The organism is Microbacterium sp. F51-2R (genome assembly GCF_052180235.1).
Classification (GTDB): Bacteria; Actinomycetota; Actinomycetes; order Actinomycetales; family Microbacteriaceae; genus Microbacterium.
On the sequence record NZ_CP197470.1, the window covers coordinates 2,075,569 to 2,097,005 of the forward strand.

At 70.7% G+C, this 21,437-nt stretch carries 19 protein-coding genes and 1 pseudogene; 5 read left to right on the forward strand and 15 right to left on the reverse strand.

The window, feature by feature from the left end; all coding sequences use genetic code 11:
- Positions 1-8 precede the first annotated feature (8 nt).
- Complete coding sequence (locus ACSBPH_RS09225) at positions 9-1,499, forward strand: peptide MFS transporter (RefSeq protein ID WP_442577275.1); 1,491 nt, start codon at positions 9-11, stop codon at positions 1,497-1,499.
- Here the strand turns inward: ACSBPH_RS09225 and ACSBPH_RS09230 are convergent.
- From ACSBPH_RS09230 to ACSBPH_RS09250, 5 genes are all read right to left on the reverse strand, one after another.
- Positions 1,480-4,197 (reverse strand): family 78 glycoside hydrolase catalytic domain, encoded by a 2,718-nt coding sequence (locus ACSBPH_RS09230; protein WP_442574055.1) that lies wholly within the window; start codon positions 4,195-4,197, stop codon positions 1,480-1,482. The two genes, ACSBPH_RS09225 and ACSBPH_RS09230, sit on opposite strands and share 20 nt — an antisense overlap.
- Complete coding sequence (locus tag ACSBPH_RS09235) at positions 4,197-5,048, reverse strand: fumarylacetoacetate hydrolase family protein (protein WP_442574056.1); 852 nt, start codon at positions 5,046-5,048, stop codon at positions 4,197-4,199. Before ACSBPH_RS09235 ends, ACSBPH_RS09230 begins: the two co-directional genes overlap by 1 nt.
- Positions 5,045-5,920, reverse strand: coding sequence for a fumarylacetoacetate hydrolase family protein (locus ACSBPH_RS09240; protein WP_442574057.1), 876 nt, complete (start codon positions 5,918-5,920; stop codon positions 5,045-5,047). Before ACSBPH_RS09240 ends, ACSBPH_RS09235 begins: the two co-directional genes overlap by 4 nt.
- 64 nt (positions 5,921-5,984) lie before the next feature.
- On the reverse strand, positions 5,985-6,764 hold the full coding sequence (locus ACSBPH_RS09245) for an SDR family NAD(P)-dependent oxidoreductase (protein WP_442574058.1): 780 nt from the start codon (positions 6,762-6,764) through the stop codon (positions 5,985-5,987).
- Between the two features lie 28 nt (positions 6,765-6,792).
- Positions 6,793-7,596 (reverse strand): SDR family NAD(P)-dependent oxidoreductase, encoded by an 804-nt coding sequence (locus ACSBPH_RS09250; protein ID WP_442574059.1) that lies wholly within the window; start codon positions 7,594-7,596, stop codon positions 6,793-6,795.
- 129 nt (positions 7,597-7,725) lie between these two features.
- Here ACSBPH_RS09250 and ACSBPH_RS09255 point away from each other — a divergent pair, with 129 nt between their 5' ends.
- Both ACSBPH_RS09255 and ACSBPH_RS09260 read left to right on the forward strand, forming a co-directional pair.
- Positions 7,726-8,280 (forward strand): carboxymuconolactone decarboxylase family protein, encoded by a 555-nt coding sequence (locus ACSBPH_RS09255; RefSeq protein ID WP_442574060.1) that lies wholly within the window; start codon positions 7,726-7,728, stop codon positions 8,278-8,280.
- A gap of 39 nt (positions 8,281-8,319) precedes the next feature.
- Complete coding sequence (locus ACSBPH_RS09260) at positions 8,320-9,126, forward strand: IclR family transcriptional regulator (protein WP_442574061.1); 807 nt, start codon at positions 8,320-8,322, stop codon at positions 9,124-9,126.
- 91 nt (positions 9,127-9,217) lie between these two features.
- Here ACSBPH_RS09260 and ACSBPH_RS09265 read toward each other — a convergent pair whose 3' ends face one another.
- The 4 genes and pseudogenes from ACSBPH_RS09265 to ACSBPH_RS09280 all read right to left on the reverse strand — a co-directional run.
- On the reverse strand, positions 9,218-10,105 hold the full coding sequence (locus ACSBPH_RS09265) for an alpha/beta hydrolase fold domain-containing protein (RefSeq protein ID WP_442574062.1): 888 nt from the start codon (positions 10,103-10,105) through the stop codon (positions 9,218-9,220).
- Positions 10,098-12,353, reverse strand: coding sequence for a family 78 glycoside hydrolase catalytic domain (locus ACSBPH_RS09270; protein ID WP_442574063.1), 2,256 nt, complete (start codon positions 12,351-12,353; stop codon positions 10,098-10,100). The genes ACSBPH_RS09265 and ACSBPH_RS09270 overlap by 8 nt, the downstream gene beginning before the upstream one ends.
- Entirely contained in the window at positions 12,350-12,622 is a 273-nt protein-coding gene (locus ACSBPH_RS09275) for a hypothetical protein (RefSeq protein WP_442577345.1), read from the reverse strand. Before ACSBPH_RS09275 ends, ACSBPH_RS09270 begins: the two co-directional genes overlap by 4 nt.
- A gap of 74 nt (positions 12,623-12,696) precedes the next feature.
- A pseudogene (locus ACSBPH_RS09280) lies at positions 12,697-12,972 on the reverse strand (nucleoside hydrolase); the annotation flags it as partial.
- A gap of 10 nt (positions 12,973-12,982) precedes the next feature.
- Between ACSBPH_RS09280 and ACSBPH_RS09285 the strand changes: the two are divergent.
- Complete coding sequence (locus ACSBPH_RS09285) at positions 12,983-13,201, forward strand: hypothetical protein (RefSeq protein ID WP_442577346.1); 219 nt, start codon at positions 12,983-12,985, stop codon at positions 13,199-13,201.
- A 171-nt stretch (positions 13,202-13,372) separates the two neighbouring features.
- On the opposite strand, the gene ACSBPH_RS09290 is transcribed toward ACSBPH_RS09285, so the two are convergent.
- Together ACSBPH_RS09290 and ACSBPH_RS09295 are read right to left on the reverse strand one after the other, a co-directional pair.
- On the reverse strand, positions 13,373-14,143 hold the full coding sequence (locus tag ACSBPH_RS09290) for an alpha/beta hydrolase fold domain-containing protein (protein ID WP_442574064.1): 771 nt from the start codon (positions 14,141-14,143) through the stop codon (positions 13,373-13,375).
- Between the two features lie 4 nt (positions 14,144-14,147).
- Complete coding sequence (locus tag ACSBPH_RS09295; protein ID WP_442574065.1) at positions 14,148-14,693, reverse strand: quercetin 2,3-dioxygenase; 546 nt, start codon at positions 14,691-14,693, stop codon at positions 14,148-14,150.
- 154 nt (positions 14,694-14,847) lie between these two features.
- Here ACSBPH_RS09295 and ACSBPH_RS09300 point away from each other — a divergent pair, with 154 nt between their 5' ends.
- On the forward strand, positions 14,848-15,759 hold the full coding sequence (locus tag ACSBPH_RS09300) for a LysR family transcriptional regulator (RefSeq protein ID WP_442574066.1): 912 nt from the start codon (positions 14,848-14,850) through the stop codon (positions 15,757-15,759).
- Positions 15,760-15,762: 3 nt separating this feature from the next.
- Here ACSBPH_RS09300 and ACSBPH_RS09305 read toward each other — a convergent pair whose 3' ends face one another.
- The 4 genes from ACSBPH_RS09305 to ACSBPH_RS09320 are packed head-to-tail and all read right to left on the reverse strand — an operon-like array spanning position 15,763 to position 21,310.
- Positions 15,763-16,638 carry an ATP-binding cassette domain-containing protein gene (locus ACSBPH_RS09305; RefSeq protein ID WP_442574067.1) on the reverse strand — a complete coding sequence of 292 codons (876 nt, stop codon included), beginning with the start codon at positions 16,636-16,638 and terminating at the stop codon, positions 15,763-15,765.
- Positions 16,635-18,740, reverse strand: a complete 2,106-nt coding sequence (locus ACSBPH_RS09310; RefSeq protein ID WP_442574068.1) for a dipeptide/oligopeptide/nickel ABC transporter permease/ATP-binding protein — start codon at positions 18,738-18,740, stop codon at positions 16,635-16,637. Before ACSBPH_RS09310 ends, ACSBPH_RS09305 begins: the two co-directional genes overlap by 4 nt.
- Positions 18,737-19,681, reverse strand: a complete 945-nt coding sequence (locus tag ACSBPH_RS09315; protein ID WP_442574069.1) for an ABC transporter permease — start codon at positions 19,679-19,681, stop codon at positions 18,737-18,739. The genes ACSBPH_RS09310 and ACSBPH_RS09315 overlap by 4 nt, the downstream gene beginning before the upstream one ends.
- Before the next feature lie 54 nt (positions 19,682-19,735).
- Entirely contained in the window at positions 19,736-21,310 is a 1,575-nt protein-coding gene (locus ACSBPH_RS09320; RefSeq protein WP_442574070.1) for an ABC transporter substrate-binding protein, read from the reverse strand.
- Between the last annotated feature and the right edge of the window lie 127 nt (positions 21,311-21,437).

A 21,437-nucleotide genomic window follows, 5' to 3' on the forward strand; every position in this document is an offset into this window, starting at 1 on the left:
CCGCCGGCATGATCGCCGCCGCGCACAGCGGCACCGATGCGGCCGGCACGACGGGCCGAGGGAATCAGGACACACGCTTCTTCGGTCAGCCGTGGCCGCTGTGGCACATCTTCGGTGTCGAGATGTGGGAGCGCTTCAGCTTCTACGGCATGCAGGGGATCCTGCTGCTCTACATGTACTACTCGGTCGCCGAAGGCGGCCTCGGCATCGACCAGGCGACCGCGACCGGCATCGTCGGCGCCTACGGCGGCACGGTCTATCTCTGCACGATCCTCGGGGCGTGGCTGGCCGACCGGCTCTTCGGGTCGGAGCGCGTGCTGTTCTGGAGCGCCGTCGTCATCATGGCCGGCCACATCGGCCTCGCCCTCCTTCCGAGCGTGTGGGGGCTCGGCGTCGGCCTCATCCTCGTCGCCGTCGGCTCGGGCGGGCTCAAGGCCAACGCGACCGCCGTCGTCGGCACCCTCTACCGCGCCGGCGACACCCGTCGCGATGCGGGGTTCTCGATCTTCTACCTCGGGATCAACCTCGGCGCGTTCCTCGGTCCGCTCGTCACCGGCTTCCTCCAGACCAACTACGGCTTCCACTGGGGCTTCGGCGCCGCCGCTGTCGGCATGGCGATCGGCCTCGTCCAGTACTCGTTCGGGCGCAAGGAGCTGCCCACGTCGGCGAGCGTCGTGGCCAACCCGCTCCCCCGCAGCCGGTACGGCGCCGTCATCGGCATCGCCGCCGCGGGGATCGTCGTCATCGTCGCGCTCGTGCTCCTGCGCGTCATCCGCGCCGACAACCTCGCCGCCGTCGTCATCATCGTGACGCTCGTCGCGGCCATCGCCTACTTCTTCGTCATCACGTCGTCGAAGCAGATCTCCTCGGACGACCGCTCCCGCGTCATCGGGTTCATACCGCTGTTCATCGTCAACGTCGGCTTCTGGTCGCTGTACCAGCAGCAGTTCACGGTGCTCACGATCTATTCCGACCAGCGCCTCAACCGCGACATCCTCGGGTGGGAGATGCCCGTCTCGTGGGTCAACTCCATCAACCCGGTCTTCGTCATCCTCCTGTCGGGCATCTTCGCCGCGATCTGGACGAAGCTCGGCCCGCGCCAGCCCTCGGCCCCCGTCAAGTTCGCCCTGGGCGCGATCATCATGGGCGTGGCGTTCCTGCTGTTCCTGCCGTGGGCCAACGGTGCGCCGAACTCCACGCCGCTCCTCGCGATCGTGCTGATCCTCTTCGTCTTCACCATCGCCGAGATGTTCATCTCGCCCCCGGGGCTCTCGGTGACGACCAAGCTCGCGCCCGAGCGCTTCCACACCCAGATGGTCGCGCTCTACTTCCTGTCCGTCGCGCTCGGCACCTCGATCGCGGGCTGGCTCGCGCAGTTCTACAACCCCGACGACGAGGTGCCCTACTTCACGATCCTCGGCGCGATCGCGATCGTGCTCGGCATCGCCCTCTGGCTCTCGGTGAAGCCCGTCCTGGCGCTCATGAAGGGCGTGCGCTGAGCTCCACGCGGTGGGTCGAGGTTCCGGGACCAAGCGCCACGCGCCCGGCAGCGCCTTCCGCCCGCGTGACGAGGGACGCCTCGACTCCCCAGGGGACCGTGACGGTGACGGATGCCGTCGCCCCCGCGCGCCGCCACTGAACCCCGATCTGGCCGTACGGCGTGTCGACGTGCGCCTGCACCTCGGCCACTCCCGCGTCGAAGTCCGGCTCGATCACGGCGGTGCGAAAGCCCGGCGAGGTCGCGCGGATGCCCGCGACCCTCCGGTAGAGCCAGTCGTCGACGCTCCCCGGCGCGTAGTGGTTGAACGACACGGGGCGGATCTCCCCCTCCGGAGTGATCGCGTCCCACGCCTCCCAGATCGTCGTCGCGCCGCGGTCGACCTCGTAGAGCCACGACGGCATCCCGGTCTGCCAGAGGAGCGTGCGCGCGACGTCGGCATAGCCGTGGTCGCATAGGACATCGAGGAGATAGGGGGTCGAGAGGAACCCGGTGTCGAGGCGGTCGCCCCGCGCGCGGATGAGCTCGACGAGCCTCGCCGCCGTCCCCGCCCGGCGGTCGGCGGGCACCACGTCGAAGGCGAGGGCGACGACGTAGACCCCCTGCAGACGCACCGGCAGATCGCCGTGCTCGTCGACGTACTCGGCGGCGAAGGCGGCTCGGACGGCGGCCGCGCGGTCGGCGAGGGCCGCGGCATCCGTGTGTCTTCCCAGCGCGCCGGCGGCGCGCGCCGCCAGCGTCAGCGTGTGCGCCTGGAACATGGGCGCGAGGTACTCGCTCGTGAGGGCCGGCGCGACGGCGAGCGCCTCATGGAGGGGTCTTCCCTCCATCGTCGACGGCGTGAGCCAGTCGCCGAAGTGGTCGCCGGTGTTGTAGAGCAGCGCCTGCGCCTCTCGCCGCGCCTCCGGCAATGCGTCGCCGAGCCGGCGTGGCAGCTCGGCGGCGGCCGTCCGGCGCTGGTACTCGATCCAGCGCAGCATCGCGTCGTAATTCTCCTCGAGCACGCGACGGTCGCCGGTGCGCTCGTAAAGCGTCCACGGCACGATGGCGATCGCGTCGCTCCAGCCCGCTGCCGCGACGATCGAGCCGACACCCTGGGCGGCGGCGGCAGCTTCCGCATCGAACGGCGACCGCGGCGAGAAGATCGGGATGCGCCCGTCGGGAAGCTGATCCGCCCGCAGGTTCCCGAGCCAGCGCGAGAGGAACGGCACGACCTGCGCGTTGTCGGTCGCGGCGCCGACGAAGGCCTGGAGGTCGCCCGTCCAACCCGCGCGCTCGCGCTGCGGACAGTCGGTGGGGATCGACAGGAAGTTGCCGCGCTGGCTCCACACGACGTTCTCGTGAAGACGGTTCAGGCGCGGATCGGATGTCGCGAACGACCCGGTCTGCTCGAGGTCGCTCGCGATGACCACGGCGACGACGTCTTCGGGGCGCAGCGCACTCGACAGCCCGCTGATCCGGGCGTAGCGGAACCCGTGGAAGGTGAACTCGGGCTCCCACTCGTCGTCGCCGCCGGCCGAGACGAAGACGTCGGTCTGCTCCTTGTTGATGCCGACGATGTTGCGGAACCACGAGCCGTCGGCGGCGAGCGTCTCGGTGTGCTCGATGACGATCCGCTGGCCGGGGACCGTGCCGCGGACGCGAAGGCGCACGCGGCCGACGAGCACCTGGCCGAAGTCGACGATCGCGCCCTCCGCGGTCTCGGCGACCTCGCACGCGGGAAGTTCGAGAACGCGGCGGACGGGCTCGCCGGCGAAGGGCCGGAGCACGCGGTGGTCGCGGCCGACCTCTGCCACCGGCATCCAGTCGCCGTCGTCGAAGCCCGGGCGGTTCCAGCCCGGGCGCGTCGCCCGGCGGTCGAACCGCTCGCCGACGAAGAGGTCGGCATACAGCCACGGGCCGGTGGCGCTTCGGACGTCCGCTCCGGATGCCGAGACCTCGGCCGTGCCGTCGGCGTACTCCAGGTGCAGCTGCCAGATCGCCGAGGTGCGCGTGCCGAACTGTGCGCTGGAGCCGGTGAGGCCGAGCCGGCCCGCCCACCAGCCGTCGGCGAGCGCGACGCCGACGACGTTCTCGCCCGTCACGAGCGCTTCGGTCACGTCGTACGCCTGCACCGAGATCCGGTGCTCGTAGGCGTCGGAGCCGGGCGCGAGCACCTGGTCGTCGGCGCGCTCGCCGTTGACGAAGGCCGAATAGACCCCGCGGGCGGTCGCGTACAGGCGGGCCCGCACAAGACCCGCGCGCACGTCGACCCGCTGGCGCAGGAGCTGCGGCGGGCGCAGCCGCTCCTCGGGCGGCGTATCGGGGCCGAGCCCGCGGATCCAGTCGACGATGCTCCAGCGCTCGACGACCGCGTCCTGCTGATCCGGCTCGACCCACGCGGCGACCCAGTCCTCGGCATCCAGAAGCGCCGTCTCGAAGGTGGAGGCCGCCCACGGCGTCCACGCGTCGGCCGTGCGGCTGCGCACCCGCCACAGGTACGCGGTGTTCGACGCGAGGCGCTCGCCGGCGTACTCGATGAGCGACGATTCCGCGCTCTCGACGAGGCCCGCCGCCCAGACGACCCGTTCCCCGGCGGTCACCTCGAGCTCGTACGCGTCCTGCGCGTGCCCGACGATCCACGAGAACCGCGGCACGCGCGTGCCGACGCCGATCGGGGCGCGGAGGTACTCGACCCGCAGGTCGCGGATGGCGCTCATCAGCCGCCGGCGGTGAAGCGCGTCGTCAGCATGCCGATTCCCTCGATCTCGCTGACGAGCACATCATCGGGCCCGATGAACCGCTGCGGCGTGCGGCGGTTGCCGATGCCCGAGGGGGTGCCCGAGAAGATGATGTCGCCCGGCAGCAGCGGGCAGACCGCCGAGAGCCGCACGAGCAGCTCGGGGACGTCGTAGAGCATCATCGACGTGCGCGAGGACTGCATGACCTCCCCCGACAGGCTGCACGCGATCGCGAGGTCGTCCCTGTCGGCGAACTCGTCGGGCGTGACGAGCCACGGACCCGTCGGGCCGAAGCCGGGGAACGACTTGCCGAGGCTGAACTGCGGCGCTGAGCCCTGCAGCTGCGTGATGCGCTCGGAGAGGTCCTGCCCGATCGTGAGGCCGGCGACGTGGTCCCACGCGGTCTCGCGCGACACCTGGTGCGCCTCGCGGCCGATCACGACGACGAGCTCGACCTCCCAGTCGACGTGTCCCTCGGGGAGGGCGACGAGGGCGCCCTGCCCGACGATCGACGACGGGAACTTCGTGAAGGTCACCGGCATCGAATCCGGCGGGTAGCCGGCCTCGGCCGCATGCTCGGCGTAGTTCAAGCCGATCGCGAACACCTGGCGCGGGCGCGGCACGGGGGCGTCGAGCCGCGCCGCGTCGAAGGGGACGGATGCCGCGGCCGAGGCATCCGTCACCGCCTTCGACCATTCGGCAAAGGCGGCCCAGTCGTCGAACAGCGATTGCGGGTCGGGGCCGAACCGGCCGTCCGAGGCGGCCTCGACGTCGATCGCGCCGGCGTCGGTGACGAGCACGGCGCGCCCGGCGAGGTTCGCGAGCCTCACCAGTCGACTCGCTGCGGGGCGGGCTCGCCGTAGCGGTCCTCCCAGCCGATGACGGTGTTGCGGAGCGTGCCGATGCCGGTGATCTCGGCCTCGATCTCGTCGCCCGGCTGCAGGTAGAAGTCGAAGGGGTTCGGCTGCACGGCCGCGACGCCCGAGATCGTGCCGGTCGTGATGATGTCGCCCGCGCTGTAGATCTGCGGCGAGTGGTAGGCGACCAGGTGCGGGAACTTTATGCGGGTCTGGTTGGTGTTGCCCTGCTGCCGCACCTCGCCGTTCACGCGCAGCTGCATCGGCAGCTCGTGCATGTCGGGCACCTCGTCGCGCGTGACGATCCACGGGCCGATGGGGCAGAACGTGTCGATGCCCTTCGAGAAGGAGAAGACCCCCGACTCCATCTCCTTGCGCTGGATGTCGCGCGCGGTGATGTCGTTGAACACGGTGAAGCCGGCGATGTAGTCGTCGGCCTCGTCGGGGCCGAAGAACTTGCCGGACTTGCCGATGATGATCGCGAGTTCGAGCTCGTAGTCGAGCTCCTTCGTGAGGCCCTCGGGGTAGACGATGTCGTCGCCCGGACCGATGATCGCGTCGACGTTCTGGAAGAAGACGATGCCCTTGTGCACCGGGTGCGACCAGTCGACGGCCGCGAGCTCGTTGTGGTGGTCGGCGAAGTTGCCCGCGGTGTGGAAGAACTTCTTCGGACGGATCGGGGCCTCAAGCTTCACGTCGGCGTAAGCCAGGCGCTCGCCGGTCTCGGCGACCTGGCCGCCGCGCTCGAAGTAGTCGCGGGTCGAGGGCACGTCGAGTTCGATGACGACGCCTTCTTCGAGTTCCAGCCGGCCGACGCGGCCGCCGTCGAAGGTGATGAGCTTCATGTTGTTCTCCTAGAGTTTCCGGTCCCTGAGCGAGGAGCCCAGCGACGAGACGAAGGGCTGACGCTTACGCGCCGACCATGTTGAAGCCGCCGTCGGCGAGCATGTAGCCACCCGTGAGGTGAGCCGCTTCGTCGGTCGCGAGCCAGAGGCACGCTCCCGCGACGAACTCGGGGGGCGGGATGACGCCCATCGGCGTCTGCGAGAGCAGCACCTCGCGGCGCCCGTTCTTCCAGTCCTCGCGGTTGAGGAGGCGCTCGGTCTCCATGAAGCCCGGCGCGAACGTGTTGACGCGCACCGCTGGGGCGAACGCCTTGGCGTAGGACTTCGTGATGCCGAGGATCGCGTACTTGGCGGCGGCGTACTGCGGAGCGCGCGCGGAGCCGCGCACGATGACGGTCGAGCCGACCTGCACGATGTTGCCGTGGCCCTGCTGCAGCATCCGCTCGCCGAACTCGTGGGTCATCAGGAGCGTCCCCTTGACGTCGATGTCGATCACCGCGTCCAGCGCCTCCTGCGTGAGCTCGTCCCAGTTCATCTGCTCGCTCGAGACGTCGCCGACGTTGTTGACGAGCACGTCGAGCGTGCCGAACGCCGCCCAGACCTCGTCGGCCATGCGCCTGATCTGGTCCCACGAGCCGATGTCGGCCTGCACGAGGATGCCGTCGCTCCCCGCCGCGCGGATGCGGTCGAGCGTCGCCTCGGCGCCGGCCCTCGAGGAGCGGTAGTGCACCGCGACCTTCGCGCCCTCCTGGGCGGCGCGGACGGCGATCTCGGCGCCGAAGCCGGTGCCGGCGCCCGTGACGAGCACCGTCTTTCCCGCGAACCGGGGGAAGATCTGGGTCATTTCTGCTCTCCTTCGTCTGTCTTCGGTCTCAGACCAGCGTGCGTCCGCCGTCGATGTACATCACGTGCCCGGTGATGAAGCCGGCGTGGCGTGACGACAGGAACAGCGCGGGGCCGGTCAGCTCGTCGGGGGTGCCCAGGCGCCCCGCCGGAACGAGGCTCTCGAGGTCGGCGCGCTTGCCGGGCTTGGCGAGCTCGCCGGCGGTGAGCGGCGTCTCGATGTAGCCGGGGGCCAGGGCGTTCACGGTGACGCCCGACACCGCCCATTCGCGGGCCATGACGCGCAGCAGCTGATTGATGCCGCCCTTGGAGGCCGCGTACGGCCCGTGGGAGTGGTGGGCGAGCAGACCCGAGACGCTCGAGAGGGCGAGCACGCGCCCGTAGCCCTGCTCGACCATGTGGCGACCGGCGGCCTGCGCGAGCCCGAAGACCGACGACAGGTTGACGCGCAGGATGTGGTCCCACTCGTCCTCGGTGAATTCCAGGATGGGGCGGCGGTCGTTGATGCCGACAGCGTGCAGCATGACCTCGAGTCCGCCGAGCCGATCGACGACGTCGGCCACGACGAGGTCGCCGGAACCGTGCTCGGTGAGATCGGCCCGGATCAGCTCGTGGCGGGCGCCCAGCGCGGAGAGCTGCTCGCCGAGCGCGTCGAGCGCGCGCTGGTCGCGGTCGACGACGGCGACGGATGCCCCGGCCCCGGCGTACGCGAGGGCGCACGCCGCGCCGATGCCGCCCGCGCCGGCGACCAGCACGCGGGCGCCGTGGAGTCCGAGCCAGTCGGCGTCCACGGCGGCCTCAGCGTGGGTCTCGAGGGTGTCGTTCGTCGACATCGATGCATCCTTGCAATTCAGGGAAGTTCATTAAGCGAAAGTAGCTTTCGCTACATGAATGTATCCGATACCGTGGGGGGAGTCAATCCGGCGGCTTCTCCGCCCCCGGCGAATGAAGAGAGAATCCGCATGGCTCCGCGCCTCCGCCCGCTCACTCCGAGCGAACTGACGACCGAGCAGGCGGCGCTGTACGCCGTGATCGCGGGCGGACCACGCGCACAGGGCCCGCAGCACTTCGCGCTCACCTCCGGCGACGGCTCGCTCCGCGGGCCGTTCGACCTCATGCTGCGCTCCCCCGCGGTCGGCACGGCGCAGCAGGAGCTCGGGGCGGCGATCCGCTACCGCACGGCATTCACCGACCGGATGCGCGAGCTCGCGATCCTCCTCGTCGCCGCGCGGTGGGACAGCCCCTTCGAGCGCGAGTCGCACGAGGCGATCGCCCGCGCCATCGGGTTCCGCGACGACGAGCTCGCGGCGATCCGGGCCCTCGACGTGTCGGGCTTCGACGGCGAGGAGGGAGTCGTCGGCCGCGCCGCGGTCGCGCTGCTGGAGGACGATCTGTCCGACGAGGCGTGGGCCGCGGCATCCGCCACCCTCGGCGTCGACGGCGTCTTCGAGCTGACGGCACTCGTGGGCTACTACTCGATGCTCGCCCTGCAGCTGCGGGTGTTCCGTGTCGGCTGAGATTGCACGCTCCGACACCAGGAGATACGGTTTCACCCTATGAAAGCCGACGAGAACACCCCGGCCGGCGCAAAATCCGGCAGCCGGTATCGCATCGAGGCGCTCGCGAAGGGGCTCGACGTCCTGCGCCTGTTCGACGAGTCGGTCACCTCGCTGAAGCTCCGCGAGATCTGCGACCGCACCGGCATCCCGATGCCGACGGCGTTCCGGGTCGTCGCCACCCTCGAAGAGGACGGCTATCTCGAGCGGCTTCCGGATGGGAGCATCCGGCCCGGCGTCGCTGTCCTGCTGCTCGGCTCGGCAGCGCTGCGCGGCTCGAGTCTCGTGCAGCTCAGCGAGCAGCCCCTGCGCCACCTCGCCGAGGAGTCCGGCGAGACCGTCAATCTCGGCGTGCTCGTCCGCGACCAGGTGCTCTACCTCGCGCGTCTGCGCAACTCCGACCTCGTGACGGCAAACATCCAGGTCGGCTCGACCCTGCCGGCCGCATACACGTCGATGGGGAAGCTGCTGCTGGCGTACCTGAGCGACAGCGAGCTGGCCGCGACGCTCGCGGGCCACGACTTCGGCGCCGATGCCGGCCCCAACGCCGCGAAGTCGCTCGACGACCTGCGGGAGAGGCTCGCCGTGATCCGCGAGCAGGGCTACTCGCTGCAGGACCAGGAGGTGGCCGCCGGACTCCGCTCGGTGTCGGTTCCGGTCTTCGGACGCGACGCCGCCAAGCCCGCCGCGGCGATCAACATCGCCGTCGCGTCGTCGCGGCACGACGTGGCTTCGCTCCGCGGCCCGCTGCTCGAGCGCCTGCGGGCGACCGCGGACGACATCTCGCGGCTCCTGCGCGCGACCTGATCCGCGGCGCCTCGCGGCAGCCTGCCTCGACCGGACGGGCGGGCGGCGCGCCGACCGGACTCTCCGACGCCGCGCCGCCTGCTCGACCGGCTCAGCGTGGCCGCACGGCATCTTCGAGGAGCGCGAGGGTGTGCTCCGCCGCCGGGTGGCCGATCTCGTTGAGGAAGCCGTGCATCGCGCCGCGCTCACGGACGACCCGCACATCGACGCTCGCTGCGGCGAGCTCGGCAGCGAAGGCTTCGCCCGACGGGCGGAGGCTGTCCAGTTCGGCGTTGACGATGAGCACCTCGGGCAGTCCGGTGAGGTCGTGACCGCCCGCGAAGGCGTAGCCGCGGGAGTCATCGCCGTCCGGTAGGTAGTTGCGGTTGATCGCCGACCGGCTCGCCGGGGTGAACAGCCGCGCGGACGGAACGGTCCGCAGAAGCTCGGCGGTCTCGGCGTTGGGCTCGAGGATGCCGTCATGAAGCGACGGGTACACCAGGGCGAGCAGACTCGGCGCCGTCGTCCCGCGGTCGCGCAGCCGCATGGCGGCGCCCGCCGACAGGTTCGCGCCGGCACTGGCTCCCCCCAGCGCCACCCGTTCGGGCTCTGCGCCGTAGGCGCGGGCGTTCGCCACCGCCCAGTCGAAGGCGGCGACGATCTGGAGGTTCGCGACCGGGAACCGCGCACGGGGCCCTGCGGCCTCCATCTCGGCCCGCATCTGCTCCGGCGAGGGCATGTCGGCGTCCGGATCGGGCGGCCCGAGCTCCTCGAGCGCGTCGAGCGGCGCCAGGGTGTAGTCGACCGAGACGACGGTCACCCCGGCGGCGCTGAGACGGCGGCCGACCTGATCGGCCTCGGGCATCTCGAGCGTGCCGAACATGAACGCGCCGCCGTGCAGCCACACCAGGAGCGCGCCGTTCGGCTCCGTCGCGGGGTAGACCCGGACGCGGAAGTCGAAACCGCCGGCCTCCAGCGCAACATCGTGGGTTTCAGTCACTGGGCTCTCCTCCTGTTGTCAGACGGACATGGATGCCGGGGCCGACGCTCTCGTCAGGCCGGCCCGGAAGCCGCAGCACGGCCTCCGCCCCTTCGGGCACGGTCGCCTCGACCCGCAGGGCGGAGCCGTCGAGCTCCCAGCGCACCGCCGCGAGGCCGTGCGGGGTCTCGAGGCTCGCCTGCGCCCACGTGAGGCCGCCGCCCGGACGGGGCTCGACGAGGATGCGGCGATAGCCGGGTGCGAGGGGCGCGAGACCCGCGACCGTCCGGTGCATCCAGTCGGCGACCGCGCCGAACGCGTAGTGGTTGAACGAGGTCATCTCGCCGGGGTTGATCGAGCCGTCGGGCAGCATCGAATCCCAGCGCTCCCAGATGGTCGTCGCGCCCATCGTGACCGCGTAGAGCCACGAGGGCGCCTCGCGCTGCAGCAGAAGGGCGTACGCGTCGTCGAGGTGGCCCGTCACCGTCAGCGCGTCGCTGACGAAGGGCGTGCCGGCGAAGCCCGTGCTGATGCGGTGGCCCGCCGCACGGACGAGCTCGGCGAGCCGGTCGCCGGCCCGCGGCAGGTCGGCCTCCGGCACGAGTCCGAAGCGGATCGCGAGGGCGTACGCCGTGACGCTGTCGCTGTGCACGACCCCGCCGCGCACGTAGTGCTCGCGGAAGGCGTCGCCGATGCGGTCGCGGAGCGCAGCGAACTCCGCGGCATCCGCCCGCTCATCCAGCACCGCCGCGGCTTCGGCCATGAGCGACGCCGTGCGGTACGCGCTGGCCGTGGCGACCACCTCGGAGGGCGCCTTGGACTTTCCGGGGTCCTCGGCCGGCGCGTCGGGGTCGAGCCAGTCGCCGAACTGGAAGCCGGTGTCCCACAGGCCGGTCGGCGACAGCGCCGCCGCGACCGAACGCGTGTGCGCGGTCATGAGCGGGTATGTCTCGCGCAGGGTCTCGTCGTGCCCGTACGCGATCCACAGCGCCCAGGGCACCCAGACCGCCGCGTCGCCCCACACGGCGGTGGCGCCCGGCTCGGGAAAGCCCGTGTCGAGGTACTTCATGACGTTCGGCACGACGACCGGGACCGTGTGGGCGGCAGTCGCGCGGCGCTCGAGCTCGGTGTCGACGAGCCAGTCCGCGAGGAACGACTCGACGTCGCCGAGGAAGGCCGCCGTCGGTGCGAAGACCGCGAGGTCGCCCGTCCACCCGAGGCGCTCGTCGCGCTGCGGGCAGTCGGTCGGAACGCTCAGGAAGTTGCCCTTCATGCCCCAGACGACGTTGCGGTGCAGCTGGTTCAGGAGCGGCTCGGAGCACTCGAAAGTACCCGTGGGGCGGATGTCGGTGCCGACGACGACCGCCGTGAGCGCGGCGGGGTCGAGCTCGCCCGGCCAGCCGGTCACCTCCACGTAGCGGAAGCCGTGGAAGGTGAGGGTCGGCTCGAAGACGTCGTCGCCGCCGCTCAGGACGAAGCGGTCGGTCGCCTCGGCCCGGCGCAGCGGTCGCGTGCCGAGCTCGTCGTGCTCGAGCACCTCGGCGTGGCGCAGCACGATCTCGCTGCCGGCCGGGCCCTTCGCGCGCACCCGGATGAAGCCGACGAGGTTCTGCCCGAAGTCGACGAGCGTCCGGTCGGAAGGCGAGGTCCAGACCCGCTCCGCCGCCCGCTCGCCCAGCCGGCGCACGGGAGGCGAGGTCCGCGGCACGAGGCGGGCCGCGTCGAAATCGACCGCGCGCACGGCGTCCCAGCCGGAGTCGTCGAAGCCGGGCTGCTGCCATGAGGCGTCGCGCAGCCGCGCATCGATCGTCTCGCCGTTGTAGAGGTCGTCGGCGAGCACCTCGCCCGTCGACGCGCGCCAGGAGCCGTCCGTGACGACCCGCTGCACGTGGCCGTCGGCGAACCGCACCTCGAGCTCGGCGAGGCCGGCGCGCTCGTCGCCGTAGACCGCGCGCTCGCCGGTGAAGCCGAGCCATCCGCGATACCAGCCGTTGCCGAGACGCAGACCGATCACGGTGCGCTCTGCCACGGCATCCGTCACATCATGCTCGATGAGCCGCACGCGCCATTCGTAGCTCGTCCAGCCTGGCGCCAAGAGCTCGTCGGAGCTCGGGATGCCGTTGACCCACGCCTCGACCAGGCCGAGCGCGCTGACGCGCAGGGTCGCCTGCACGACCGCGCCGTGTGCGTCATCGAGCGCGAACTCCCGGCGGAGAAGGGGCGCCGCCTCGTCGGGATGCATGGGCGCGATCATCTGCGCGCGGGTCATGGGGTGCTCCTTCCCGCATCGGCGTGGTCGGCGAGTTTGGCGACGAGGTCGCCGTACATGAGCCGCATGTCGATCCCGGTGAAGACCCGCACGGCGGGCAGCCCCTCCAGCGCGGGGCCGTAGCCGCCGTCGTCTTCGATCGGCCTTCGCGGGACGAGGATCGAGGGCGACGACGAGGGCTCCGCCCGGAACGTCCCCCGCAAGGCGGTGAGGAGCACCAGCGGGCTGTCGCCCAGCACGGCGCACTCCCCCAGGCTCGCGCCGAACATCCCTCGACCCGATCGGTGAACGTGCGCCAGCGGTCGACGAGATGTGCTCCCAGAGGGCCGAGCGGGGCGATTTCGCGGGAGAGCTCGGCCCACGACACGAGACACTGCGCGTAGGTCGGCTCGGGTACCTGCCAGAGCGGCATGGCGGATCGGAACACGACCTGCGCCGCCACCGGATCGGTGCCGGTGTTGAACTCGAGGCCCTCTGCCGGCGAGTCGTAGCCGTGTCCGCCGATCCAGACGAGCGTCAGGCGCTCGGCGATCCGCGGCTCGGCCCGATACGCCGCGGCGAGCTCGGTGAGGGCGCCGCCTGCCGCGTAGAAGAGCGGAAGATCGGTGTCTTCGCGCATCGCCTCGCGGATGATCGATTCCGTCGCGGGAGACGGTGACGGATCCGCCCCGGTGCGCAGCGCGGTGCGGGAACCGCGCACCGCACGCAGGGAGCTTCCCGAGAGCCTCAGCACGTCGTCAGCGGCATCCACGCCCTCCCCCACGAGGTCGCGGTCGGGGGAGACCATCCTCTCGGGCAGGCGGGAGGCGATCACCCGCACGACCTCGACCGACGTGCACAGCACGTGATGGGCCAGCTGGAAGAGTCCGTCGGGGTCGCCGGCGAAATCGTTGTCGATGATGACCCGGGCGCGGGCGGTCATGGGGGCTCCAGATGATTCAAGACGCCGGTCGGGCGTCGCGACGGTCGGGAAGGTGTGCCGGCGGACCTCGTTCATCGCCGGGCGACGGATGCCGGGATCATGCCGTCACGCGGCGGACGAAGGCGAGGGCGGGGTCGAACACCCGCGCGGGATCGGCGAGTCCCTGCCAGAAGTGCCGGCCGCCCGCGACCTCGTGGAACTCGACGTCGGCCCCGACGCCGCGCAGGGCCGCGACGAGCGCCTCGCCCTGCGAGAACGGCACGTGCTCGTCGTCGGTCCCGTGCGCGATGTGGAAGGGCGGGGCCCCGGCATGCGCCTGCAGCGCGGGACTGGCCAGGCGCGCGGCCTCCGGCGACTCGGCGGCCGGGGCGCCGAGCCAGCGCGCCTCGCGGGTCTGATCGGCCGGCTCGCCGACGGCGTGGGCCGCCATGGCGAAGAGCTCGGTGGGCCCGAACCACTCCACCACGCCGCGCACGTCGTCGCGGCGGAGGCCGGCGAGCGCGGCCAGCGTCGCCCCGGCCGACACCCCCCAGAGCACGAGGCGCGAGGCATCCACTCCGTGATCCGGTCCGTGCGCCTGCAGCCAGGCGAGCGCGGCATCCACGTCGTCCCGCTGCGCGGGGAAGCGGGCCTCGCCGCTCAGCCGGTATTCGCACGAGGCGACCGCGAAGCCGGCGTCGACGATGCGGTCGAACGACTGCGCGTCGCTCAGGCCCGGCGTGAAGACCTTGCGGCTGCCGCGCAGGAACCCCCCGCCGTGCAGGAACACGACGAGGGGTGCCCCATCGGCCCCGGGTGTGCGGAGGTCGAGCGAGAGCGGGCGGAAGCCTTCGGGCTGCGCGAAGTCGACCTCGAGGATCGAGGGCATGCGATCAGTCGCGGAACTGGAACTCGGGCATGAACTGCGTCCAGTACTTCTCGCCCGCGGCGCGCATGACCGAGAAGTCGGGGACGAAGACGCCCTGCGGCTCGGTCGCGTCGGTCTTCTGGCCGATCGCGTGGAAGAAGCGCTCGAAGCCCGCCGTGCCGGCGCCGAAGACCGTCGTGGTGTTCTCGATCTTGAAGGCGTGCACGATGCCGATCGGGACGAACGCGAAGTCCCCCGTCGTGAGCGTGGTCTTCGAGTGGTAGTCGGCCTGGTCGTCCATCCACACCGAGATCTCGCCGTCGATGACGTAGAAGAACTCGTGCGTGCGGTGGTGGACGTGCGCGGGGATGCGCTCCCCGCGGGGCGCCTTCATCGTCCACGCGCCGTACTGGTCGCTCGTCTCGTCACCCGAGACGAGGATCTCGAAGAGCTGGTCGAAGACCAGCGACTTCTCCCCTTGCCCGTTGCCGATCACGTAAGGCTTGGGTGCTGCGGGAAGGATGCCGGCGAAGGCGATCTTGTCGGGGTCGTCAGCGGGGAAAGTGGTCATGCTTACCTCCTTGTAAGTGCGTGGGTGACCGCAGAGAACCGGGCATCGGGTGGTTCCGACGGCTCGCTGCGGGTACTGCCAGTCTCAGGAGGATGCGGCGGGAAAGGAAGTTCGAGATCCCTACCCGGCGTTAGCCTGAGACTAAGATCGCGGCATGGATGTGACGATCCACGTGATCCGGTATTTCTGCGCCCTCGCCGAGGAGCTGCACTTCGGCCGCGCCGCGGAGCGACTCAACATCACGCCCCCTTCGCTGAGTCAGCAGATCAGCCGGCTCGAGCAGCAGCTCGAGGTGAAGCTGTTCGAGCGCAGCCCGCGCAAGGTCGAGCTCACGGCGTTCGGTCGCGAGCTGCTCCCCCTCGCCCGGCGGGTGCAGGACGACCACGATCAGCTGCTCGCGTGGGGCCGTTCGATCCGGCGGGATCGTGATGCGCCGGTGCTGCGGGTGGGGGTCGTGGCGGCGGGCGCGGGCACCCTCACGACCGCGGCGATCGCCGCGACGATGCAGGCCGTGCCGCACGCGCGCATCGAGATGCGCCGCCTCGGCTTCTTCGACGTCGCCGACGACCTCGAGGCGGGGCGTGTCGACGTCGTCTTCGCGCCGTGGCCGATGCGACTGCCTCCGCGCGTGCGCGCCGAACCGCTCTGGCGCGAAGCCCGCGTGCTCGTGGTGCGCTCCGATCACCCCCTCGCCGAGCGGGAGTCGATCCCGATCCTCGAGACCAACGGCGAGACCTTCGTCTCGGTGGCGAACGGCCCGACCGAGGTCGTGGACTGGTGGATCGTCGATCCGCGGCCCGACGGCTCGCGCCCCAAGCGGGGCCCGACCGCCGACAGCGTCGAGGGTCTCCTCGAACTCGTCGCAGCGGGCGCGGGGGTCAACATCGCGGGTCAGTCGGCCAGCGCGCACTACCGGCGTGAAGAGCTCGCCTTCATCCCGATCCCCGACATCGAACCGGCCACGATCGTGCTGTGCAGTCTCACCGACGCACTCAATCCGATGGTCGACGCCTTCCGCGAGACGGCGAAGGCACTGTCGCCGCTGGTCGACGCGACCTTCCACTGACGCTCAGGCGGCGGCCTTCGCCTGGGCTCGCAGCTGCTTCCACTCCTCCCGGCGGCGCGCCTGCTCGTCGGGGTCGGGAACGGGCGAAGCGGCCATGAGCACGCGGGTGTAGTGCTCGCGCGGATTGCGGATGACGTCGGCGGTGAGACCCTCCTCGACGATCCGCCCCCGGTTGAGCACGATGACCCGCTGTGCCAGGAACTCGACGACCGCCATGTCGTGCGCGATGAAGAGGTACCCGAGATCCTTGCCCGCGCGCAGGTCCGACAGCAGATTCAGCACCTGGGCCTGCGTCGACAGGTCGAGGGCGCTGACCGCTTCGTCGCACACGACGAGCCGCGGATCGGTGACGAGCGCCCGGGCGATCGCGATGCGCTGACGCTGCCCGCCGGAGAACTGCCGCGGATACCGCGCCTCCGACCCGGGGGCGAGGCCCACAGCATCCAGCACGTCCTTCACGCGCCCGACGCGCTCGTCCCGCGCGACACCCGAGACCCGCAGCGGCTCGGCGATCGCGTCGCCGATGGGGCGCCGGGGATTGAGCGATGAGAACGGATCCTGGAACACGGCCCGCAGGTCGCCCTGCAGCGCGCGGCGCTGCGAGGCGCTCGTCTTCGTGATGTCGCGGCCCTCGAAGATGATCTGCCCGCTCGTGACCGGCTGGAGCCCGAGGATCGCGCGCCCGATGGTCGTCTTGCCCGAGCCGGACTCGCCGACGAGTCCCAGCGTCTCGCCGCGCGCGATGGTGAACGAGACGTCGTCGACGGCCGCCGGCCCCTTCTTGCCGTACCGGATGACGAGGTTGCGCACCTCGAGGAGCGGCCTGGCCGATCCGCCGGCGACGGCATCCGCGTGGTCGGGCGCCTGCACGTTCGTCATAGGTCTGCTCCTCCGATCGCGACGGGCTGTCGCCACTCCTCCTGCCGTCCGCGCACCTCGTCGCGGCGTATGCATCGCACGCCGCCGGCGCCCTCGGCACGCGGCCCCAGCGGGATGGCGGTCAGGCACTCGTCGCGGGCGAAGCGGCAGCGCTGCGCGAAGCGGCATCCCGTCGTCCACGATCCGGGCAGGGGCACCTGGCCGGGGATCGATGCGAGCCGGGTGACCCCCTCGAAGTCGATGATCGCGTGCGGGTCGGCGGCCAGGAGCGCCATCGTGTACGGGTGCTCGGGGCGCATCAGCACATCGCGCACCGAGCCCGTCTCGACGATCTGCCCCGCGTACATCACCGACACGTCGTCGCAGAGATCCGCGACGACGCCGAGGTCGTGCGTCACGAGGACGATCGACATCCCGCGATCGGCGACGAGGCCGCGCAGCAGACCCAGGATCTCGGCCTGGATGGTGACGTCGAGCGCCGTCGTCGGCTCGTCGGCGATCAGCAGGCGCGGCGAGCCCGACAGTGCGAGCGCGATCGCGACGCGCTGGGCCATGCCGCCCGAGATCTGGTGCGGATAGCTCTTAAGCACTCGCGGCGCGTCGACGATCCCGACGTCGTCGAGGAGCTGGGCGGCGATCCGCCTCGCCTCGGCCGAGCCGACGCGGCGCAGGCGCTTCACCGTCACGGCGAGCTGCCACCCGATCGTGAACATCGGGTCGAGCGCACGGCTCGGCTCCTGCGAGATGAAGGCGATGTCGTGACCGCGGACCTTCGAGAGGGCCTGCTCGTCGGCGTGGACGAGGTCGACTCCGCCCCACTGGATGCGGCCGGACCGCACCGACAGTCCGGGCGAGAGGAGCCCCAGGATCGCGTAGGACGTGACGCTCTTGCCGCAGCCCGACTCGCCGACGAGCCCCATGACGCGGCCGGGGCGCACACGCAGCGAGACTCCGGTGACGAGGGCCGGTCCGCCGTCGACGCCGAGGACGAGGTCGTCGACGATGAGCTCGCCCTCCGCCGCCGGTCCGCCGTGGGGCGTGAGGTCGGGGGCGCTGGAGTCGGGGATGTCGTCGGGGATCGACGCGACGATCTCGTCGAAGTCGGTGGTCGTCTCGGCGGGGATGAGCACGGTGGCTTCGGCGGGGCCGGATGCCGCGACCGGCGTCGGCGCGAGGGCCACGACGTACTCGGCATCCGTCGCCTTCTTCTCTGCGCGCGTGCGACGTAGCGCCACGAGCGGCGGCGGCGTCGCGGCGCCGCCCGAGAGGACGTCGGCGAGCGAGTTGGCCGCGATGATCGTGAGCGCGAGGACGGCGCCCGTGGGCACCATCATCCAGGGCTGCTGGAAGATGAAGCGCGACGCCGTCTGGATCATGCCGCCCCACGTCGGCTCGGGGGGCTGCGGCCCGAGACCGATGAACGCCAGACCGGCCTGCATCATGATGCCGACGCCGAAGAAGAGCACGAACTGCACGATGACCGTCGTCGACATGTTGGGAAGCACGTGCCGGAAGCTCGCACTCGTCGGGCGCACGCCGTCGACGGCGGCCGCCTCGACGAAGAGCTGCTTCTGAAGGTTCTTCGCCTGGCCGAAGAGGATCCGGTAGAGCGCGCCGAACAGCAGCACGCCGAACAGCGCCATGACGAGCGGCATGTTCGTGCCCACCGCGGCGATGAAGGCGAGGATGATGACGGTTCCCGGCAGCGACATGACGATCTCGCTGACGCGGTTCATGACGTTCTCGGCCCGCAGACTGCGGACGGCCCACAGCGTCACCGGCAAGGTGATGGCGACCGCGACGATCGGCGGGATCGTGGCGATGGCGAGCGTCGAGGCGGCCGCCGTGACGATGCGCGAGAGGAGATCGCGGCCGAGCTCGTCGGTTCCGAGCAGATGCGCCGCCGACGGACCCTGCAGGACGGCGGTGAGGTCCTGCTCGAGCGGCCCGTATCGCAGCCAGAGGGGCGATGTGAGCGAGGCGATGACGAGCCCGACGATCCAGATCAGCGAGATCACGGCGATGGGCGAGCGGAGGAGGCGATTGCCACGCCGCTTGTCGGCGCGACGGATCGTGAGGATCGAGGTGGTCGAAACGGTCATGAGGCACGCAGCTTCGGGTCGAGGACGCGGTTGAGGGTCTCGAGCAGCACGTTGACGACGACCACGACGAGCGTCGCGACGAGGACGAGCGCCTGCACGAACGGCAGATCTGCCGAGCCCACGGCGGACTGCATGGCCTGGCCGATCCCGGGCAGGGCGAACAGCAGCTCGATCATGACCGACCCGCCGAAGAGGACGATGAACTGCACCGCGACGGTCGCGAGGATCGGGAGGCTCGCGCCGCGCAGCGCATGCACGTAGACGATGCGCCACGTCGGAGTGCCGACGGCGCGAAGGGTGCGGATGTGCTCCTGCGCGAGCGCCTCGGCCATCGAGGCCCTGGTCTGGCGGGCGATGAAGCCCGCCGAGGTGAGGGCGATGGTGAGGACCGGGAGCACGAGCGACTTGAACCACTTCTCGGGGCTCGCCTCGAAGGGGACGAATCCCGTGGCCGGCAGCAGCCGCATCTGCACGGCGAAGACGTAGACCAGCAGAATGCCGACCCAGAATGCCGGGAGCGACAGCATGATGCCGGTGAGGATCGTGATGAATCGGTCGACCGCTCCGCCGCGGACGGCGGCGATGACACCCAGGGTGGTGCCCAGGAGAGCGCTCAGCAATGTGCCGCCGAGAGCGAGGGCGGCGGTGACGGGCAGGCGCTTGGCGATGTCGGGGCCGATCGGCCTGCCGTCGATGAGCGAGACGCCGAGGTTCCCCTGCAGCACCTGTCCGACCCAGGCGAAGAACTGCTGCAGCCAGGGGTCGTACCAGCCGACGGACTCGTTGTAGGCGATGACCTGCTCGGGGGTGCCGGTCTGCCCGAGGGCCACCCCACCGGGCGTCGAGCCCGACAGGTGCACCAGGACGAAGGCGATCCACGACGCGATCAGCAGAGTCAGGATCGCCCAGGCGATCCGCTTCAGGATGAACAAGAGCATCATCACTCCCTGCGATGCCGGCACCGGCGGCGGACTGCCGCCGGCACCGGCATCAGGTTAGGACGCGGGCTGGATGGACGCGAGGATCGGGAACGCCTCGGCGCCGGGGAACGTCGGCTCGGCGACCTTCGCCGTGTTGTACGCCCACGGAGCGAGCTGCTCGAACAGCGGGATGAGCCACCCCGAGTCGACGATCGCCCGGTTGAGGTCCTCGAGCGCGGCAGCCTGAGCCTTCTCGTCGCCGCTGCCCTGGGCGGCGCCGATTGCGCCGGCGGCCGCCTGGATCTCATCGTTCTTCGCGCCGTGGAAGTTCGCGAAGCCGAAGAGCACGCCGAAGACGTTGCCGAGGGGGTTGGTCCACGTCAGCGGAAGAGGTCCACCGAGCGGCTCCTTCTGCACGGCGGCGAACAGCTCCTCCGTGGAGGCGGCGTTCTTGAGGTTCACCGTGACCCCGATGGCCTCCCAGTAGGGCTGGAGCGCCTCGAGGTCGCGCTGGCTGCCCTGGTTGATCGTGTAGTCGAACGAGAACCCGTCGGGGTAGCCGGCCTCGGCGAGGAGGGCCTTGGCACCCTCGGGGTCGTACGCGTACTCCTTCTCGAGCTCAGGCAGGTACCCCGGGTTGTCGGCGGGGAGGGCGTTGGCCGTCGGCACCTCACCGGGGTGGACCGCCTTGACGTAGGTCTCGCGGTCGATCGCCATCGACAGCGCCTGGTAGACCCGCGCGTCGGCCCACTGCGGTGCGAGGGCGCCGACCTTGTCGAAGGCGACGATGTTCTGCACGGTGCCGCCGTTGGCGACGAGTCCCGTTCCCGACGACTCGACCTGCGCCTGCGTGTCGGCGGTGATGTTGGCCATGTCGACCTCGCCGGAGATGGCGGCGTTGACGCGCGCCTGCGGGTCGAGGATCGGCTTGAACTCGTAGGAGTCGAACGGGTAGTCGGCCGCGGCGGGGTTGTCCTTCTTCTTCACCAGAAGGTAGGAGTTGCCCTTGACCGTCGCGTCCGCGTCGATCTCGAGCGGACCGGATCCGTCGGGCGTCGAGTCCAGCGTCGAGCGATCCGCCGCGCCGGTCGGGCCGACGATCGCCCCGGCAGGCATCACGAGGTTCGACTCGAATCCGGGCTGCGGCTTCGCAAAGGTCAGCGTGACGGTGTCGTCGTCGACGACGGCGACCTCGGAGATCTCCTGCTGTCCGCCGGCGGCGAAGCCGTTGTAGGCGGAGAGGTCGGGGTTGCTGCGCGCGTCGAGGTTCTCCTTGACGAGGTCGGCGCTGAGGGCCGTGCCGTCGCCGAAGGTCGCACTGGTGTCGAGGTCGAGCGTGAGCTGTGTCTTGTCGTCGCTGTACGTGAACGAAGTCACGAGGTCGGGCACGATCTTGCCGCTCTCGTCGAGCCGGAACAGCGAGTCGTAAATGCCCTCGAAGAACATCCGCTGCCCGCTGCCGTAGCGCACGGGGTCGTAGCCGAGCGCGGCCTGGTCGGAATCGAGGCCGATGACGAGCTTCGAGGTGTCGGCGGCGCCGCCACTGGCCGAGCCTCCCCCGCCCGACCCGGTGCAGGCGCTGAGCGCCAGGGCTGAGGCGGCGAGTGCCACAATGACGGCGGCGCCACGTGCTGTGGTGATTCGGATCATCCTGATCTCCTGTGATCGGTGAGGTGCTTCGGACTGCGGTGTCACGGATCGCGGTCGGGAAGCGATCCTTCGGTACAGGCTGACCCTGCCCGGCCGTTTTGGCCATTCGGATTCACCTGCGCCTCGT